Genomic DNA, 15,699 nt, shown 5'->3' on the forward strand with positions numbered 1-15,699 from the left:
CTCAGACCATCTTGAGAATGGGTTTCTTCTTCCAGACCATGAAGAAGTAGGCCGTTTGCAACAGCAGCGCCACCGCGTAGGTGGCCGGGTAGCTCATCCAGATGCCGCGCAACCCGAAAGTCTGGCTGAACGCCCAGCCCAGAGGGAACAGCAACAGACCCAGGCAACCCAGCGAGATGATGGTGGGCACCAGCACCGTTCCGCTGGCGCGCATGACGGACGTGAACACGCTGGCCAAGCCGAAAATCAGGCTGGCCCACACGGTGATGTGCAGCAATCCGGCAGCCAGCGTGACGACCGCCGGCTCGGTGATGAACAGCCCGACGATGGTCTTCGCAAACACCAGCACCCCCACCGCCAGCCCGCCGGTGATGGCGATGTTCATGCCGAGCCCGACGCGCGTCACGCTGTCGATCTGGTGCAGGCGCCCCGCACCTATGGCCTGCGCTGCCAGCACCGATGCTGCAATCGCAATCGACATGGCCGGAAACTGGACATAGGTCATGACCTGGCTCACTGCCCCCCAGGCAGCGGTGGCGTGTGAGCCGTAGCCGTTGACCAGGCGCAGCAGGGCAAGGTCCGCCATCGAGCCGGTGATGAAAAACAGGCCGGTGGGAAAGCCCAGCCGGACGACAGGCTTCAGGAATTTCTTTTCCAGGCGCACAAACCGCCAGAAATTCCTGTCGGGTGCGAGGGGGCGACCGCGCCGCTTCAGGTGCCAGGCCACCCAGAGCAGCGCCAGGGTCACCGACACCAGCGTGGCCCAGGCGCCGCCGGTCACGCCCAGCGCCGGCAGGCCCAGCCAGCCCTGGATCAGGGCCGGGGTCAGCGCCAGAATGATGGCGGAAGACACCACCAGCGAAAACAGGGGTGTGACGGTGTCGCCCACGCCGCGGAGCACGGCGGCTGCCAGCATGGAGACAAACATCAGCGGCAAAGCGGCCATCATGACCCGGGCATAGGCGATAGCCTGCGGCAGCACATCGGGTGGTGTACCCAGCAGGCGCATGAGGGGCTCGGCCAGCAGCATGCCGCACAGCCCCACAACCACGCCGAGGAAAAAGCCTGCGCACAGCACGGTGCCGGCAATGGCGCGCACTTTTTCAGTGTCCCTGGCGCCCCAGGCCTGGCCGATGAGAATGGATGCGCCTGCGCCCAGGCCGATCACGAAGGAAATGAAAAACATCAGCAGGGGGAAGAAACTAGCGACTGCGGCCAGTGCGCCCACACCCAGCATCTGCCCCACATAAATGTTGTTGAGCGTGCCCGACAGGGCATGCAGCATGTTGGTCAGCACCAGCGGCCCGAGGAAAACCAGGAAGGTCTTCCAGAGTGGGCGGACGGGGGCGTGTGGGGCGCTGGATTCCGGCATGGAGGTCACATAAGGTGGGCGGTTCCCGGAGTATGCCGGAGAGGCTGCGCGGCTGCCCGGAGCCCTTATGCGACCAGGGGCGCTTCCTGCATGGCTTCGGTCTGTTCTTCCAGCATGTCAACCTGGCCCTTCCAGTAGTCGCTGGAGCCGAACCAGGGAAAGTTGATCGGGAAGATCGGGTCGTGCCAGCGCTGGGCCAGCCAGGCGCTGTAGTGCACCAAGCGCAGGGTGCGCAGCGGCTCGATCAGGGCCAGCTCGCGCCGGTCGAACTCGCCGAATTCTTCATAGCCGTCCACCAACGCGCCCAATTGCCGCAGGCATTGCGCGCGGTCACCGGACAGCAGCATCCACAGGTCCTGCACCGCCGGGCCGCTGCGCGCATCATCGAGATCGACAAAGTGCGGGCCGGCACCTTCCAGGCCCTCGGGCGTCCAGAGGATGTTGCCCGGATGACAATCGCCGTGCAGGCGCAATGTGCGGATGTCGCCGGCGCTTTCAAACAAGGCCTGCGCCACGTTCATGGCTTCTTCAAAAGCCTTGAGCCAGCGCGATTCCATGTCCAGCGGCAGGTAGTTGCCGGCCAGCAGCACTTCGCGGCTGGCAAAACCAAAGGTCTGCAGGTCCAGCGCGGGCCGATGCTTGAACGGCTTGGCGCTGCCCACCGTGTGGATGCGCGCAAGAAAGCGGCCAATCCATTCGAGCACGCTGAAATCTTCCAGCTCGGGACGCCGGCCACCGCGGCGCGGCGACACGCTGAAGCTGAAGCCGTTGAAGTGGTGCAGGGTGTGGCCATTGAGACGCAGCGCGCCGACCACCGGAATTTCGGCGGCCATCAACTCGGCGGCAAATTCATGTTCTTCAATGATTTGTGCATCGGTCCATCGCCCTGGGCGATAGAACTTGACAACCACCATGTCCCCCGCAGCAGCGCCCGAGCCCACCGGCGCTTCGAGGTGAACCTGGTAGACGCGGTTTTCGTAGCTGGACAGTGCCATCAGGCGGCCGTCGCCCAGCAGTCCCACGCTGGCCAGTGCGTCCAGCACCACGTCGGGCGTGAGTTTTTCGTAGGCATGCACCGCATCGGGGGCCGGCGCGGCCAGGGGTTGTTCAGTCATGCTCCCATTGTCGATGCAATCGGAAAAAGACTGAAAACAAGAGACAAATATGCCTCCAGCCCTTTGTGGACGGGCGCAGACAGCTATTGAAACAGTAGCAGATGAAGCCCCTGTCAGAGCTTCAGGATATGCCCCGTGCGCGGGTCCCCCCGGCCGGCCAGCACCTGCTGGTAACTCGCCGCGACCGCTTCGGCGCCTTCATGGTGCTGCACCACCAGCCATGGTGACGGCGCCTGCGCAACACGCGTGCTGAAGGCCTGCCAGGCCTGCACCAGGCGCTGGCCCAGGCCGTCCGCACCCCAGTCGGCACTGCGTTTCTTGATCTGCGCGGGGGCAAAAAACAGCGTGGCGCGCGGGCCAGGCAGATCCCGGGCATTTCCCAGCTCGGCGACATGGGTGCCACCAATCGAGCAGCTGTATTTCAGGTTGACAAAGCGGCTGTGGATGGCGTGGCGCAGCTTGGCGTTGCCTGCAAAGTCCACATAGATGCAGGCTGCGTCGGCTGAAATCTGGTCGAGCTGGTCGTAGGTCAGTACCTGGCTGTAGCAGCCCAGGCTTTCGCAGAAGGCCACATTGGCCGGCGAGGTCAGCCCGATGACTTCGGTGCCGCGGCGCTGGGCCAGCTGGAAGGCCGTGCCATAGGCGGTCTTGCTCGAGGCGCTGGACAGCAGCATGGTCTGGGCGCCGAAAAAGTCGTTGTCGGCCAGGAAGTCGTCAATCAGGAAAGAAGTGATGAACAGCGGCCGCAGCAAGGCCTGGGTGTCTTCGGTGGCGGGTGTGTAAAACGGGTCGGCACTGCAGCGCAGGTACTGGTTGTAGACGGCATGCAGCTCGCGCCGGTGCGGTGCACCGTCGTAAAAACCGGAGGTGCCCAGGCGCGCGGGCGTGAGCACGGTGGCCGATGCCATGGGGTAATAGCCGTAGAGCCGCTCACCCACCGCCACGCCCGGATGCAGCGACTGCACCACGCTGCCAAAGCCCCACACCGGGATGGTGCCCCAGCCTTCTTCCCCGGTCGGGAAAAACTGCCAGTAGTTCATGGCGTCGCCAAAGGCGGCGTAGGTGATGTTGTTGGAGGTCAGCGCAAAGGAATCGACACGCACGCGAACCTGGCCATCGGCCAGCGGTGTGTCTTCGGCCGTTTCCAGCCGTGTACTGGCCAGAGCGTTTTTGCGAACAAGAAGGGTGGTGGTGCTCATGCAGGCACTTTAACGAAAAAGCCCGCCGGTTCAAGACCGGCGGGCCGCTTTGGCGACAGCGATGCCTAACTTCTGGCCGCAGGCTTGTCCATCAGCAGCACCAGAACCAGCGCGATGATCGCGGGCAGGGCCTGGGTGAAGAAGATCTTTGGCGCGGCCGTGGCTGCGCCGAAGATGCCGGCCACAATCACGCACGCCAGAAAGAACAGCTTGAACGTGCGGTTGCCTGTGAACAGCCCGAAGAAGAGTCCGGCCGCGAGAAAGCCGTTGTACAGCCCCTGGTTGGCAGCCAGGGCCTGGCTGGCATCGGCAAACTCTTGCGTGAGATTGAAAGTTTTCATCCCGAGTGGCTTGTTCCAGAAGAACATTTCCAGAATCAGGATGTAAACATGCTCAATCGCCACCAGGGCAACGGCGGCGTTGGGAATCAGGCGCCTGTTCATGGCCTGGCTCAGACCAGGGTGATGGTCACGTCGATGTTGCCGCGGGTTGCGTTCGAGTAGGGGCAAACCTGGTGGGCGGCGTCGATCAATGCCTGTGCAGCGGCGCGGTCCATGCCCGGCAGGCTGATGTCCAGGCGGGCGGCGATGCCGTAGCCGGCGGGGATCTTGCCCAGGTCGACACTGGCGTCAATGCTCACATCATCCGGCAGGGTGATCTTTTTCATGCCGGCCACGGCCTTCATGGCGCCGATGAAACAGGCGGAGTAACCGGCTGCAAACAGCTGCTCGGGGTTGGTGCCGGTGCCGGCGGTGCCGGGCGAGCTCAGCGTGATGTCCAGGCGCCCGTCGTCGGTTTTGGACTTGCCGTCACGGCCGCCGGTGGTGTGGGCTTTTGCGGTGTAGAGAACTTTGTCGAGTGTGGTCATGGTGGTTTCCTTTGGAAAAAGCCTCGGAATGAGGCAGGCTGAGTGAAAGGGAGGCGGACAGGTTCAGGCGACTAACCGCTGGCGCAAGGCCTGCATTTGCCGGGTCAGGGCTGACAGTTCGGGAATGGAGCACTGGCTGGCCTCCAGGATGCAGCCCGGGACTTTGGCGGCCCGGCTTTTGAGCTTGCGGCCTGCTGCGGTCAATGTGATGTGCACACGGCGTTCGTCTTCCACGGCACGGATGCGGGAAATCAGGCCCGACGCCTCCAGGCGCTTGAGCAGGGGCGTGAGGGTGCCGGAATCGAGGTAAAGACGTTCGCCGAGTTCAGAGACCATCAGGCCGTCTTTTTCCCACAGCACCAGCATCGCCAGGTACTGCGGATAGGTCAGCCCGAGTTCGTCAAGCAGCGGCTTGTACAGCTTGGTCATGGCCAGTGAGGTGGAATACAGCGCAAAACAGAGCTGGTTGTCCAGCAGCAGCATGGCGTCGGTTTTGTTCGTCATGGTGTAATTGTAGCTCACAATTAAATTGTGTGCAATTTAATAAAAACCATGCGCCTGCACTGCCTTTGCAGCGGGTCCGGGGAGTCAAAGCGCGGCCCACTAAACTGGGGGGCCATGCAACACCCCAGCACCCCTCGCCAAGCCAAGCCCGCCCGCCAGGCGCCACCGGCCAAAGCCGCCCAGGTCATTGAAGAACTCCGGCCTGGGCAGTCGGTGGAGCTGCTCAAGGAACTGCACATCCTCACGCGTGAGGGAAAACTCAACCAGGACACGCGGCGCAAGCTCAAGCAGGTCTACCACCTCTACCAGTTCATCGCACCGCTGCTGGAGGAGGTCTCGGCCGGCGGACGTGGTTTTACGCTGGCCGACCATGGCGCCGGCAAGTCCTATCTGGGCTTCATTCTTTACGACCTGTTTTTCAACGTCGCGCATCCTGGCGAGAAAACGGGCGGGCACATCTACGGCATCGAAACCCGAGCCGAGCTGGTGGACAAGTCGCGCGCGCTGGCACAGCGCCTGGGTTTTGATCGCATGACGTTTCTCAACCTGTCGGTGCAGCAAGCCACTGTCTCGGACCAGTTGCCGGCGCAAATGGACATCGTCACCGCCCTGCATGCCTGCGATACCGCCACCGACGATGCCATTGCCTTTGGTCTGCACAAGAAGGCGTGCCACATGGTGCTGGTACCCTGCTGCCAGGCCGAAGTGGCGGGTGTGCTGCGAAAAAACAAAGCACTCAGCTTGTCAAAAACGCCGCTGGCCGAACTCTGGCGCCACCCGTTGCACACGCGCGAATTCGGCAGCCAGATCACCAATGTGCTGCGCTGCCTGCAGCTCGAAGCCCATGGCTACGATGTCACGGTGACCGAGCTGGTGGGCTGGGAGCATTCGATGAAAAACGAACTCATCATCGCAAGCCGGCCATCATCGCCGAACGCGGCCAAGACGCGCCAGGCGCAGGCGCGCCTGCAGGAGGTGCTGGCAGAACTCAACCTGGGTGAACTCACGGCGCGTTTTGCTTCACTCACCTGAGCCTGGCCGCCGAAAGTGGGGATGCTCCAGTCGCTGCCAGGCGCTGGAAATGCCCTGTGTTCCCTTCCGGGAACGGCAAATCAGCAGGCGGGGGCGGACGGTTAAACTTTGTCCGCACTTCAAACCCGGGAGGAATGAAGGCATTCATAAAACAGGGAATTATCGTGAAAAAACTGCTTGTTCTGCTTTGCGCGTGGTCGCTGGCCGGTTGTGCGTCGATTGTTAACGACTCGACGCACCCTCTGAAAATTGAAACGAAAACAGCTTCTGGAACAGCCATCGCAGGTGCTGACTGCTCGATCAGTAACGATTACGGCTCCACCAACGTGAAGTCTGGTACCACTACGCCAGTCAGGCGTTCCTCCAAGGACATGGACATCATCTGTGTCCAACAAGGCCAGCCGGATGCCACGGGTCGAGCGATCTCGCGCGCCAATGCCGGTATGGCCGGGAACATTATTTTCGGCGGAGGTATCGGGGCAATCATTGATCACAACAAGGGCACAGCCTATACCTACCCGACCTGGGTTCAGCTGGTGTTTGGACAGACACTTGTATTTGACCGCAGGGATGAGAAGGACGGTGCGCCGGTTGGAGGTCAAACTCTCGAAATGGCCGCCCAAAAACAGACGGCAACAACGATGTCGACGACGAACTCGACTTCTGTCGCTTGTTCTCAGGGCGCCGCACCCTGCAGGTAGATCTTCACCAAATCAGGCCTTGAAGCGCCTGCGTGTCAAAGCCAGGGCTATCCAGAAACCGGCCACGGTATAGCCCAGCAGCACCAGCCCGTGCCGCCAGGGCGAAGCCGGCCACTGGTCCATGAACATCGGGCGGATGATTTCCACCGCGTTGGTCAGCGGCAACCAGTCCGAGATGATGCGCACCACGGTCGGGAGCTGTTCGCGTGGAAAGAAGATGCCGCTCAGGAACATCATGGGCGTCAGCACTAGCGTGAAGTAATAGGTGAAGAAGTCGTAGCCCTTGGCCAGCGCGTTGAAGATCAGCGCGATGCACGAGAACATCATGCCGACCAGCAGCAGGATGGGCCAGGCCAGCAGCAGCTTGGGGCTGTGGCTGATGCCCAGGGCCAGCATCACCCCCAGGATGGCGGTCACCGTGAAAAGGGCCTTGAAAGCAGCCCAGAGCATCTCGGCCAGCAACACGCTGTCCAGGCTGACCGGGGCGTTCATGATGCCGTCCCAGGTTTTCTGCACGTGCATGCGCGAAAACGCGGAATACAGGGCCTCGAAGCTGGCGGCATTCATGGCGCTCATGCAGATCGAGCCGCTGGCCAGGAACAGGATGTACGGGATCTTGACGCCGCCGTCACCGCCCACGTTGATTTCACCGACCAGCGCGCCCATGCCGTAGCCGAAAGCCACCAGCCACATCAGCGGCTCTGCAATGTTGCCGACCAGGCTGGGAATGGCCAGCTTGCGCCAGACCAGCAGGTTGCGCATGAAGACGGGCCACCAGCGCAGCGACAAATCTGGCGTTCTCCACAGGGACTGATTGATCATCCATCCTCCCTGATCTGACGGCCTGTGAGCTTGAGAAAAAGGTCTTCCAGGTTGGCGGGCCGGTGCAGGGTGCGAAGCTGGCTGTGCACTGTCAGCAGGGCCAGCAGCGGGCGGGCATCCTGCGTGTAGAAAAACACGGTCTCGCCGCTGACTTCCACCCGCGCGGCCAGCGCCCGGAGTGCCGCATGTTCTTCAGATCTGGCGAGGTCCAGCGCTCCCACGCCATACACCTCCACCACGTCGGGCTCCAGATGCTGCGCGATCAGCTCTCTCGGCCTGCCTTCGGCGATTTTTTTGCCGTGGTCCAGCACCAGCAGGCGTGAGCACAGGCGCTCTGCTTCGTCCATGAAATGGGTGGTCAGCAGAATTGACTTTCCCTGTTGCAGCAAAAGCTGCAGGCGCTCCCACATCAGGTGGCGCGCCTGCGGGTCCAACCCGGTGGTCGGCTCGTCGAGCAGCAGCAGACGCGGGTCGTTGACCAGCGCCCGCGCCAGGCTCAGGCGCCGCCGCATGCCGCCCGACAACTCACCGGGCTTGCTGCCGGCCTTGTGCGATAGCGAGGCAAACTCCAGCAGCCCGGGCACGCGTGCGCGCACCTGGGCTGCTTTCATGCCGAAATAACGTCCATAAACCTGCAGGTTTTCGGCGCAGCTGAAGTCCGGGTCCAGCGTGTCGAACTGGCTGACCACACCCAACCGGGTCTTGATCGCCAGCGCATCCCTGGGCATGCGCAGCCCTTTGTCCCCGCCATTGAGGAAGTAGCTGATGTCGCCGGCGTCGGGGGCCGTCAGGCCCAGGCACATGCGGATGGTGGTCGTCTTGCCGGCGCCGTTCGGGCCGATCACCCCCAGGCATTCACCGGGCGCGATCTCGAACGACAGGTCATCAACGACCACGGTGTTGCCATAGTGTTTGGTAAGACCCCGGATGGCAACCAGAGGATGGGGATGGCTCATGGGCTTATTGTTGCCCATTCCATGGACGCACAGCCACGGGTGATCGCAACCTCAGGCGTCGTCACCGTAATCGTGGTCGGGGTGGTTCACCACGTCGAGTTTCCAGTAACCCCGGCCGACGATCTGGTTGCGACTCACGCCAAGCTCATCGACAAGCAACTGGCGGATGCGGCGCATCGCCGCTGCTTCGCAAGCGAGGTAAATGCGTGCTTCGGCTGCAATCGGCGGCAGGCCACGCAAGGCTTTGACCAGAGGCTCGCCTGCGGCCCGGTGGTCGGTGCCGCGTGCCAGCCAGCTCACGTCAAGCTGCGCAGCACTGTGCAGCGGACGCTGCTCGGCATGGCTGATCACTTCCAGCAGCACCTGTGCGCGGGCCGTGGCGGGCAGGGTGGCCAGGATGGTTTCCACCGCCGGCAGTGCGCTGTCGTCGGCAATCAGCAGATGCTGCGCGGCTGCGGTGTCCAGCGTGTAGCCGGGGCCGGGGCCCATCAGGAACAGCACCTGGCCGACGCTGGCCTGGGCAGCCCAGCTCGAGGCCGGGCCTTCGCCGTGCAGCACAAAATCGACATCCACCTCCAGGGCTTCCGGCCTGACCGCCAGCGGCGTGTAGGTACGCATGGAGACGGCGCGCGGGCCATCCGGCAGGGGCCGGGTCGGTTCGGTCTGGCCGGGCTCCGGGAAGATCAGCTTGATGTAGCTTGCGGGCCCGGCCGGCATGAAACCTTCGAGTTCGGCGCCGGCGAGCGTGATGCGGCGCATGGCCGGACTCAGCACTTCAATGCGACGCACTTCCACACGGCGCGGCGGACGGCGCTGGCGTTTGGGGGCTTCGCCTGTGCCGGGGTCTGTGCGGGAAGCGGTAGCAGAAGAAGAGGGAGCAGCAGGAATGTTGGTCACACAGGCTTTCCGTAGAGCGTCACGCGGGGTGCGGGGTTGCAGACAATGAGAATAATTATCATCTGGAGGGCGTAGACCCTGGGCCCGTAAGGTTAAGGGCAGGCACAGCGGGTGCAGTAAAGTGTTTGCTACGGCGCGTCATCCCCGGCGATGCGCCATCGTCCCCTGACCATTGACCCTTCACTCCCCGCACATTCCATGACCACCTTCGGCACCCCCTTGTCTCCCCACGCAACCAAAGTCATGCTGCTCGGCTCCGGCGAGCTCGGCAAGGAGGTGCTGATAGCCCTGCAGCGCCTGGGCGTGGAAACCATTGCCACCGACCGGTATGACCACGCGCCCGGCCAGCAGGTGGCGCACCGTGCACGCACCATCACCATGAGCGATCCGGCCCAGCTCAAGGCGCTGATTGAAAAAGAACGGCCACACCTGGTGGTGCCCGAGATTGAAGCGATTGCCACGCCCATGCTCGAAGAGCTGGAGGCGGCCGGTGTGGTGCGCGTGGTGCCCACGGCACGCGCCGCGCGCCTGACCATGGACCGCGAAGGCATTCGCCGGCTGGCTGCCGAAACCCTGGGCCTGCCGACCAGCCCTTATGTGTTCTGCGATTCCCTGGCCGAGCTGCAGGCCGCCATCGATTCGAAAATTGGTTACCCCTGCGTTGTCAAGCCGGTGATGAGTTCTTCCGGCAAGGGCCAGAGCAAGATCACTGGCCCGGCCGACGTCAAGACGGCGTGGGACTACGCCATGGCCGGCGGCCGCGTGAGCCACGGCCGCGTCATCGTCGAGGGCTTCATCGACTTTGACTATGAAATCACCCAACTCACCGTGCGGGCCAGGGGCGCCGATGGGCAGATTGAAACCCATTTTTGCGAGCCCATCGGCCACGTGCAGGTCAGCGGCGACTACGTGGAAAGCTGGCAACCGCAACCCATGGCTTCGAAAGCCCTGCAGAAGAGCCGCGAGATCTGCAAGGCCGTGACCGACAACCTCGGCATCGGCCACGATGGCCAGCCAGGCGGGCTGGGCTTGTTCGGCGTGGAGCTCTTCGTCAAAGGCGACCAGGTCTGGTTCAGCGAGGTCAGCCCGCGTCCGCACGACACCGGCATGGTGACGATGTGCACGCAGTGGCAAAACGAATTCGAGCTGCATGCCCGGGCCATTCTCGGCTTGCCGGTCAACACGGCATTGAAAAGCCCGGGCGCCAGTGCCGTGATCTATGGCGGCGTCGACGCGCAGGGCATTGTGTTCGACGGCGTGGCCGACGCGCTGCGCGTGCCGAACACCGACATACGCCTGTTCGGCAAGCCCGAAAGTTTTGTCAAGCGCCGCATGGGTGTGGCGCTGGCTTTTGACGGGGATGTGCAAACCGCGCGGATCAACGCCAAGCTGGCAGCTTCGAAAGTCAAGCCACGTGTGGCTTGACGGCATCCCCATGAATTTTCCGGAATTGATCACATTACTCGCCTGGGCAGAGGACTCGTCGCTGCGTCTGCTGATGGTTGCAGCCATTGCCGTGGTGCTGGCCTTGCTGGTGCACCGTGCAGGGGCGGCCTTGCTGCTGCGGCTGACGCGCTCCATGCCGGTGGCAGCTATGGTGGTGAAGCAATGCAGAAGGCCCGCTCAGCTGTTGCTGCCGCTGGTGGCCCTGCAGGCTGTCTGGCAGGGTGCTCCCGACGATCTTGCGCTGATAGGTGGTGTGCGCCATGGCAACGGCCTGCTCTTGCTGCTGGTGCTGACCTGGCTGGGTCTGCGCGCCGTGCGCGGTGTGGCGCAGGGTGTGATCAGCCTGCACCCGGTCGATGTCGAAGACAACCTCCAGGCGCGCCGGATCCACACCCAGACCCGCATGCTGGCCCGTACCGTTATGTTCGTCGTGCTGTTGACCGGCCTGGCCTTGATGCTCATGACTTTTCCGGGTGCGCGCCAGTTCGGTGCCAGCCTGCTGGCTTCTGCCGGCGTGGTCGGGCTGGTGGCCGGTATTGCGGCACGCCCGGTGTTCAGCAACCTCATTGCCGGGCTGCAGATTGCACTGGCACAGCCCATTCGCATTGACGATGTGGTGATCGTCGAGGGCGAGTGGGGCCGGGTGGAAGAAATCACCGGAACCTATGTGGTGCTGAAAATCTGGGACGAACGCCGGCTGATCGTTCCGCTGCAGTGGTTTATTGAACATCCTTTCCAGAACTGGACCCGACAGGGCGCAAGCATCATCGGTACTGTCTTCCTGTGGGTGGACTACCGCATGCCGATGGAGCCCCTGCGCGTCGAGGCGCAACGCCTGTGTGAGGCCTCCTCCGACTGGGACCGGCGCTTGTGCAAGCTGCAGGTCACCGAAGCCGGCGAGGGCGCCATGCAACTTCGCCTGCTGGTGACCTCGGCCAGCTCCGGACGTAACTGGGACCTGCGCTGTCATGTGCGCGAGGGGCTGGTCGATTTCATGCAGCGTGAATATCCGCAGCATTTGCCTCTGATGCGCGCGGAGCTGGCGGATACCCGGCGGGAGGACAAAGCGGTCAACACCGAGGGACCGCAGGCGGCTTGAAGCAAGGTTCCATCAGGCCGGGCCAGGGCGCATCTGCCAGGCTGGCAATGTTCTCCTCGCTACGGCAGGCTCACTTCAGGTAGCCACGCGCCTTCATGTTGTCGCAACCGAGGCCACCCGCCCGCATGGCGGGCAGAGATACGCCTTTTTCCTTGGCACGTGCTTCCATCTGCTTATGGTTTTCTTCCTGATAGGCTTTGCACTCGTCATAGGTCTTGAAGCTGCGCATCCTGGCCTGATGCTCCGTCCGCTCTTGTGGCGTCATGAGCTGATAACCCCAAGTGTTCTTCCGGTTGGCCGCCCACGGACCTTGGGCCAGAACGGTACCCGCCGTTAATGCGGCAACCAGCAGTACCGACATTGAGCGTGAAAGTGGTTTCATGAAAACTCCATCTTAAAAAGGCCGCAACCCCAGCGGCGAGGATGCCGCGGATGCACTTGGCGGAACTTTCCCCCTGCATCCGCAGACTGGGTTCCGCCGGTCTTGGTTTTTTTGCCATACGGACAGACCGGCTGAAACCGAGTTCCGATTGAGCGACTCTTTGGGCAACCTGTGTTTGACCCTTGTCAAGAAAACACTGCCCGGATTTCTTCTGTGTGATCTGAGTCGGCTGCTCAGGTGGCAAAACAGGTCTCACTGGAGGGAACCTCGGTCCGGTTGCGTCTGTCCCTGCCGTGCGATGATGACAGGCATCACAAAAGGTGATGTCAGACCTGACCCCGCAAGCGAGGAACCTGCCAATGGAATTACGCCAACTGCGCTACCTAGTCCGGGTGATTGAGCTGGGCAGCATCAGCCGTGCTGCGCTGGACCTGGACCTGGTGCAATCCGCATTGAGCCAGCAGATCAGCCGGCTGGAAAGCGAACTCTCCACCCGGCTGCTGCAGCGCAGCCCCAAGGGTGTGACACCCACCGAAGCGGGGCTGGCTTTTTTCCGCGAAGCGCAACTGGTGCTCCGCCATGCGGAGCAGGCGGCGCGGGCGGCGCAGCACTCCCGCCTGTCGGGCAGTGTCAGTGTCGGTCTGGCGCCCACCACTGCCGCCGTGCTGGGCCTGCCGCTGATCCGCGCCATGCGGGAGCGCTACCCCGACGTGCGCCTGCATATGGTGGAAAGCCTGTCCGGCCACCTGACGGGCATGCTCAATGCGCGCCAGCTCGACCTGGCCATGCTGTTCAACGCCCAGGCCGGGCGCCGCTGGAGTGTGATGCCCCTGCTGGAGGAGAAGCTGTTTTTGATCCAGTCGCGCCGGACACTGGCCGGCAAGCCGCGCGCCCGCATCGGCGTTGCACAGTTAGCAGGGTTCCCGCTGATCCTGCCCACGGGCGTGCACGGCTTGCGCAGCACGCTGGATGCCGCCTTCTCCCGCGCCAAGTGCACCCCGACACTGGTGGCCGAAATCGACTCGCTGGCCATGCTGATGGATGCGGTGGACAGCGGCCTGGGCTGCACGCTGCAGCCGTGGGCCGCGGTGAGCCGCTTTTCCGATGGGCCCCAGCGTTTTCATCTCACGGAAATCACGGATACGCTGGCGCGGCGTGTCAATTCATTGTGCAGCCTGTCGGATGATGAACTCTCGCCTGCCGGTCTGGCCGCCCGGGTGGTGTTGACCGACTGCGCGACGGAGGCGGTGCGTTCCGGCCGCTGGGTCGGAACACGGTTGACCGTCGCCTGAGCGCGTTGCCATCACGCTTTGTGATGGCCGTATGCTGGACACCGGCTTTCCCCGGCCCGGTTTCAGCGCTAGATTCGGTATCGATCCGTTCAAACATCACCGAGGAAACCTCATGGATTTGCAGCTAGGAGACAAAACAGCGCTGGTGACCGGCGCCAGCACCGGCATAGGACGCGGGATTGCGCTCGCGCTCGCCGCCGAGGGGGTGCGGCTCGCAATTTCGGCCCGTCGTGTGGCCTTGCTCAACGAGGTGGCCGACGACATTGCCAGCCGCGGCGGGGCCAGGCCGGTGGTCATCGAGTCCGACCTGTATGCCGAAGATGCGGCCAAAACCCTGACCGATGCAGCCATTGCCGGGCTGGGCCGGGTGGACATCCTGGTCAACAACGCAGGCGGCTCGCGCTCCTTCGCCGACCTGCATGTCAGCGAGGATCGCTGGCAGGAGGCGATCACCCTGAACTTTCACCGTCCACGCCAGGTGGCACAGGCGCTGCTGGACCAGATGATTGCACGTAACTGGGGCCGAATCATCAACATCACAGGCAAGAGCGAGCCCGACCACGTCAACGGTGCGTTCTGTGCCAAGGCCGGTATCCACAGCTGGGCCAAGGGACTGAGCCGCATGGTCGGAAAAAACGGCATCACGGTCAACAGCATCCCGCCAGGCCGCATTCATTCGGAGCAGATTTTCCGCAACTACACGCCCGAGTACCGTCAGTGGCAGTGCGACAACGAAATTCCCGTAGGGCGGTACGGCGAGCCGGAGGACCTGGCCAACCTGGTGTGTTTCCTGTCGTCGCCGCTGGCCAGCTACATCACCGGTGCGGTGATTCCGGTGGATGGGGGTTTGCGCCGATACCAGTTTTGAATCTGGCAGCCTAAGCTGGACAATCTTCATTGAACGGGACCTCTGCATGCCTGATAACTTTCCAACCCGGCGCAAAGTCCTGCAGACTGCAGGGCTTGCTGCTTCCCTGGTGGCCATGCCATCACTGCATGCGCAAGCGGCCTGGCCGTCCAAGCCTGTGCGGTTTGTGGTGCCGTTTGCACCGGGAGGTACCTCCGAAATCGTGGCCCGCTCGGTCGCGGCAGAACTCAGCAAACAGCTGGGGCAAAGTGTTTATGTCGAAAACAAGCCGGGCGGGGCCGGCACGGTGGCCATGCAGGAAGTTGCCAAGTCGGCGCCGGATGGCCACACCATCATCCTCGGTCATGTGGGCACGCTGGCGGTCAACCCCTACATGCTGAAGAACCAGCCCTACGACGTGAACAAGGACTTTATTCCTGTCACGCTGCTGGCCAAGGTACCCAATGTTTTTGTGATCCATCCCGATGTGCCGGCAAAAAACTTCCAGGAGTTCGTGGCCTATGCCAAAAAGAACCCGGGCCAGCTCAACTACGGCTCGGCCGGCAATGCCAGCGCCGGCCACCTGGCGATGGAATACCTCAAGCTGGTCACGGGCATGTTCATCACCCACATCCCTTACCGCGGCACCGGCCCGCAGCTGACGGATTTGCTATCCGGGCGTACGCAGGCCTCGTCGGCCGGCATGCCGGCGCTGGGCGCGCACATCCGCAGCGGCAAGCTGCGTGCCATTGCGGTGGGCACCCAGCAGCGCATCAGCCATCTGCCCGATGTGCCCACCGTGGCCGAAATGGGCTACAAGGATTTCGAGACCTCGCAGTGGTACGGCATCCTCGCGCCGGCCGGTACACCCGCAGATGTGGTGAAACGCCTGCAGGAAGAGTCGCTCAAGGCCCTCAAGTCCTCGGCCGTGACAGAACGTTTCGCCTCTGACAATGCTGTGGGTGGTGGCGGGCCGCCTGCTGAGTTTGCGGCCTTCATTGCACGCGAACAGAAGATCTGGAGCGACATCGTCAAGCGGGCCAACATCAAGGCTGACTGAGCGGCTGCGCGCCCGGTACAGAAGATCCACGCCTTCCCGGGCGCCTGACCTGACCAGCTTTTTCACGGTTTCCTGAGCGGCTCGCACAGCGCTCAGCCAGGTACAGG

At 62.9% G+C, this 15,699-nt stretch carries 17 protein-coding genes; 7 read left to right on the forward strand and 10 right to left on the reverse strand.

Translation table 11 applies throughout. The features are described 5' to 3' along the window. Window position 1: 1 nt before the first annotated feature. The 6 genes from WA904_RS12530 to WA904_RS12555 all read right to left on the reverse strand — a co-directional run bounded on the left by WA904_RS12530 (window position 2) and on the right by WA904_RS12555 (window position 5,058). Entirely contained in the window at window positions 2-1,372 is a 1,371-nt protein-coding gene (locus WA904_RS12530) for an MATE family efflux transporter (RefSeq protein WP_425197454.1), read from the reverse strand. Window positions 1,373-1,437: 65 nt separating this feature from the next. Beyond that, window positions 1,438-2,487, reverse strand: coding sequence for a serine/threonine protein kinase (locus WA904_RS12535; protein WP_425197455.1), 1,050 nt, complete (start codon window positions 2,485-2,487; stop codon window positions 1,438-1,440). A gap of 113 nt (window positions 2,488-2,600) precedes the next feature. Continuing rightward, window positions 2,601-3,686 (reverse strand): DUF2855 family protein, encoded by a 1,086-nt coding sequence (locus WA904_RS12540; RefSeq protein ID WP_425197456.1) that lies wholly within the window; start codon window positions 3,684-3,686, stop codon window positions 2,601-2,603. 65 nt (window positions 3,687-3,751) lie between these two features. Continuing rightward, window positions 3,752-4,129, reverse strand: coding sequence for a DUF1304 domain-containing protein (locus WA904_RS12545; RefSeq protein ID WP_425197457.1), 378 nt, complete (start codon window positions 4,127-4,129; stop codon window positions 3,752-3,754). Window positions 4,130-4,137: 8 nt separating this feature from the next. After that, window positions 4,138-4,554 (reverse strand): organic hydroperoxide resistance protein, encoded by a 417-nt coding sequence (locus WA904_RS12550; RefSeq protein ID WP_425197458.1) that lies wholly within the window; start codon window positions 4,552-4,554, stop codon window positions 4,138-4,140. 63 nt (window positions 4,555-4,617) lie between these two features. Further along, window positions 4,618-5,058, reverse strand: a complete 441-nt coding sequence (locus WA904_RS12555; RefSeq protein WP_425197459.1) for a MarR family winged helix-turn-helix transcriptional regulator — start codon at window positions 5,056-5,058, stop codon at window positions 4,618-4,620. A gap of 114 nt (window positions 5,059-5,172) precedes the next feature. Here WA904_RS12555 and WA904_RS12560 point away from each other — a divergent pair, with 114 nt between their 5' ends. Further along, window positions 5,173-6,090 (forward strand): class I SAM-dependent methyltransferase, encoded by a 918-nt coding sequence (locus WA904_RS12560; protein WP_425197460.1) that lies wholly within the window; start codon window positions 5,173-5,175, stop codon window positions 6,088-6,090. Between the two features lie 164 nt (window positions 6,091-6,254). Beyond that, complete coding sequence (locus WA904_RS12565; protein WP_425197461.1) at window positions 6,255-6,791, forward strand: hypothetical protein; 537 nt, start codon at window positions 6,255-6,257, stop codon at window positions 6,789-6,791. A 12-nt stretch (window positions 6,792-6,803) separates the two neighbouring features. On the opposite strand, the gene WA904_RS12570 is transcribed toward WA904_RS12565, so the two are convergent. Genes WA904_RS12570 through WA904_RS12580 form a run of 3 tightly spaced genes read right to left on the reverse strand, consistent with a single transcriptional unit; the run spans window position 6,804 to window position 9,466 of the window. Continuing rightward, window positions 6,804-7,613 (reverse strand): ABC transporter permease, encoded by an 810-nt coding sequence (locus WA904_RS12570; protein WP_425197462.1) that lies wholly within the window; start codon window positions 7,611-7,613, stop codon window positions 6,804-6,806. Beyond that, window positions 7,610-8,569 carry an ATP-binding cassette domain-containing protein gene (locus WA904_RS12575; RefSeq protein ID WP_425197463.1) on the reverse strand — a complete coding sequence of 320 codons (960 nt, stop codon included), beginning with the start codon at window positions 8,567-8,569 and terminating at the stop codon, window positions 7,610-7,612. The genes WA904_RS12570 and WA904_RS12575 overlap by 4 nt, the downstream gene beginning before the upstream one ends. A 51-nt stretch (window positions 8,570-8,620) precedes the next feature. Beyond that, entirely contained in the window at window positions 8,621-9,466 is an 846-nt protein-coding gene (locus tag WA904_RS12580; RefSeq protein ID WP_425197464.1) for a siderophore-interacting protein, read from the reverse strand. A gap of 198 nt (window positions 9,467-9,664) precedes the next feature. Here WA904_RS12580 and purT point away from each other — a divergent pair, with 198 nt between their 5' ends. Then, window positions 9,665-10,891, forward strand: a complete 1,227-nt coding sequence (purT, locus tag WA904_RS12585; RefSeq protein WP_425197465.1) for a formate-dependent phosphoribosylglycinamide formyltransferase — start codon at window positions 9,665-9,667, stop codon at window positions 10,889-10,891. 10 nt (window positions 10,892-10,901) lie between these two features. After that, window positions 10,902-12,011: a mechanosensitive ion channel family protein gene (locus WA904_RS12590; RefSeq protein WP_425197466.1), complete on the forward strand. Its 1,110-nt coding sequence runs from the start codon at window positions 10,902-10,904 to the stop codon at window positions 12,009-12,011. A gap of 70 nt (window positions 12,012-12,081) precedes the next feature. Here the strand turns inward: WA904_RS12590 and WA904_RS12595 are convergent, their stop codons facing one another. Continuing rightward, window positions 12,082-12,393: a hypothetical protein gene (locus WA904_RS12595; protein ID WP_425197467.1), complete on the reverse strand. Its 312-nt coding sequence runs from the start codon at window positions 12,391-12,393 to the stop codon at window positions 12,082-12,084. A 359-nt stretch (window positions 12,394-12,752) separates the two neighbouring features. Between WA904_RS12595 and WA904_RS12600 the strand changes: the two genes are divergently transcribed. From WA904_RS12600 to WA904_RS12610, 3 genes are all read left to right on the forward strand, one after another. Further along, the gene (locus tag WA904_RS12600) at window positions 12,753-13,685 is read left to right on the forward strand and encodes a LysR substrate-binding domain-containing protein (protein ID WP_425197468.1); all 933 of its coding nucleotides are present in this window, start codon (window positions 12,753-12,755) and stop codon (window positions 13,683-13,685) included. A gap of 112 nt (window positions 13,686-13,797) precedes the next feature. Beyond that, a complete protein-coding gene (locus tag WA904_RS12605) occupies window positions 13,798-14,553 on the forward strand; it encodes an SDR family NAD(P)-dependent oxidoreductase (RefSeq protein WP_425197469.1) in 756 nt (251 codons plus the stop codon). Window positions 14,554-14,599: 46 nt separating this feature from the next. Further along, a complete protein-coding gene (locus tag WA904_RS12610) occupies window positions 14,600-15,592 on the forward strand; it encodes a Bug family tripartite tricarboxylate transporter substrate binding protein (RefSeq protein WP_425197470.1) in 993 nt (330 codons plus the stop codon). The last annotated feature ends 107 nt before the right edge of the window (window positions 15,593-15,699 follow it).

Origin of the sequence: Polaromonas sp., from assembly GCF_049790275.1 — a bacterium.
Taxonomy (GTDB): Bacteria; Pseudomonadota; Gammaproteobacteria; order Burkholderiales; family Burkholderiaceae_C; genus Polaromonas.

Coding starts and splice junctions, on each gene's coding strand:
- WA904_RS12530 (WP_425197454.1), bottom strand. CDS start 1,372: ATGCCGGAATCCAGCGCCCCACACGCCCCCGTCCGCCCACTCTGGAAG.
- WA904_RS12535 (WP_425197455.1), bottom strand. CDS start 2,487: ATGACTGAACAACCCCTGGCCGCGCCGGCCCCCGATGCGGTGCATGCC.
- WA904_RS12540 (WP_425197456.1), bottom strand. CDS start 3,686: ATGAGCACCACCACCCTTCTTGTTCGCAAAAACGCTCTGGCCAGTACA.
- WA904_RS12545 (WP_425197457.1), bottom strand. CDS start 4,129: ATGAACAGGCGCCTGATTCCCAACGCCGCCGTTGCCCTGGTGGCGATT.
- WA904_RS12550 (WP_425197458.1), bottom strand. CDS start 4,554: ATGACCACACTCGACAAAGTTCTCTACACCGCAAAAGCCCACACCACC.
- WA904_RS12555 (WP_425197459.1), bottom strand. CDS start 5,058: ATGACGAACAAAACCGACGCCATGCTGCTGCTGGACAACCAGCTCTGT.
- WA904_RS12560 (WP_425197460.1), top strand. CDS start 5,173: ATGCAACACCCCAGCACCCCTCGCCAAGCCAAGCCCGCCCGCCAGGCG.
- WA904_RS12570 (WP_425197462.1), bottom strand. CDS start 7,613: ATGATCAATCAGTCCCTGTGGAGAACGCCAGATTTGTCGCTGCGCTGG.
- WA904_RS12575 (WP_425197463.1), bottom strand. CDS start 8,569: ATGAGCCATCCCCATCCTCTGGTTGCCATCCGGGGTCTTACCAAACAC.
- purT (WP_425197465.1), top strand. CDS start 9,665: ATGACCACCTTCGGCACCCCCTTGTCTCCCCACGCAACCAAAGTCATG.
- WA904_RS12590 (WP_425197466.1), top strand. CDS start 10,902: ATGAATTTTCCGGAATTGATCACATTACTCGCCTGGGCAGAGGACTCG.
- WA904_RS12595 (WP_425197467.1), bottom strand. CDS start 12,393: ATGAAACCACTTTCACGCTCAATGTCGGTACTGCTGGTTGCCGCATTA.
- WA904_RS12600 (WP_425197468.1), top strand. CDS start 12,753: ATGGAATTACGCCAACTGCGCTACCTAGTCCGGGTGATTGAGCTGGGC.
- WA904_RS12605 (WP_425197469.1), top strand. CDS start 13,798: ATGGATTTGCAGCTAGGAGACAAAACAGCGCTGGTGACCGGCGCCAGC.
- WA904_RS12610 (WP_425197470.1), top strand. CDS start 14,600: ATGCCTGATAACTTTCCAACCCGGCGCAAAGTCCTGCAGACTGCAGGG.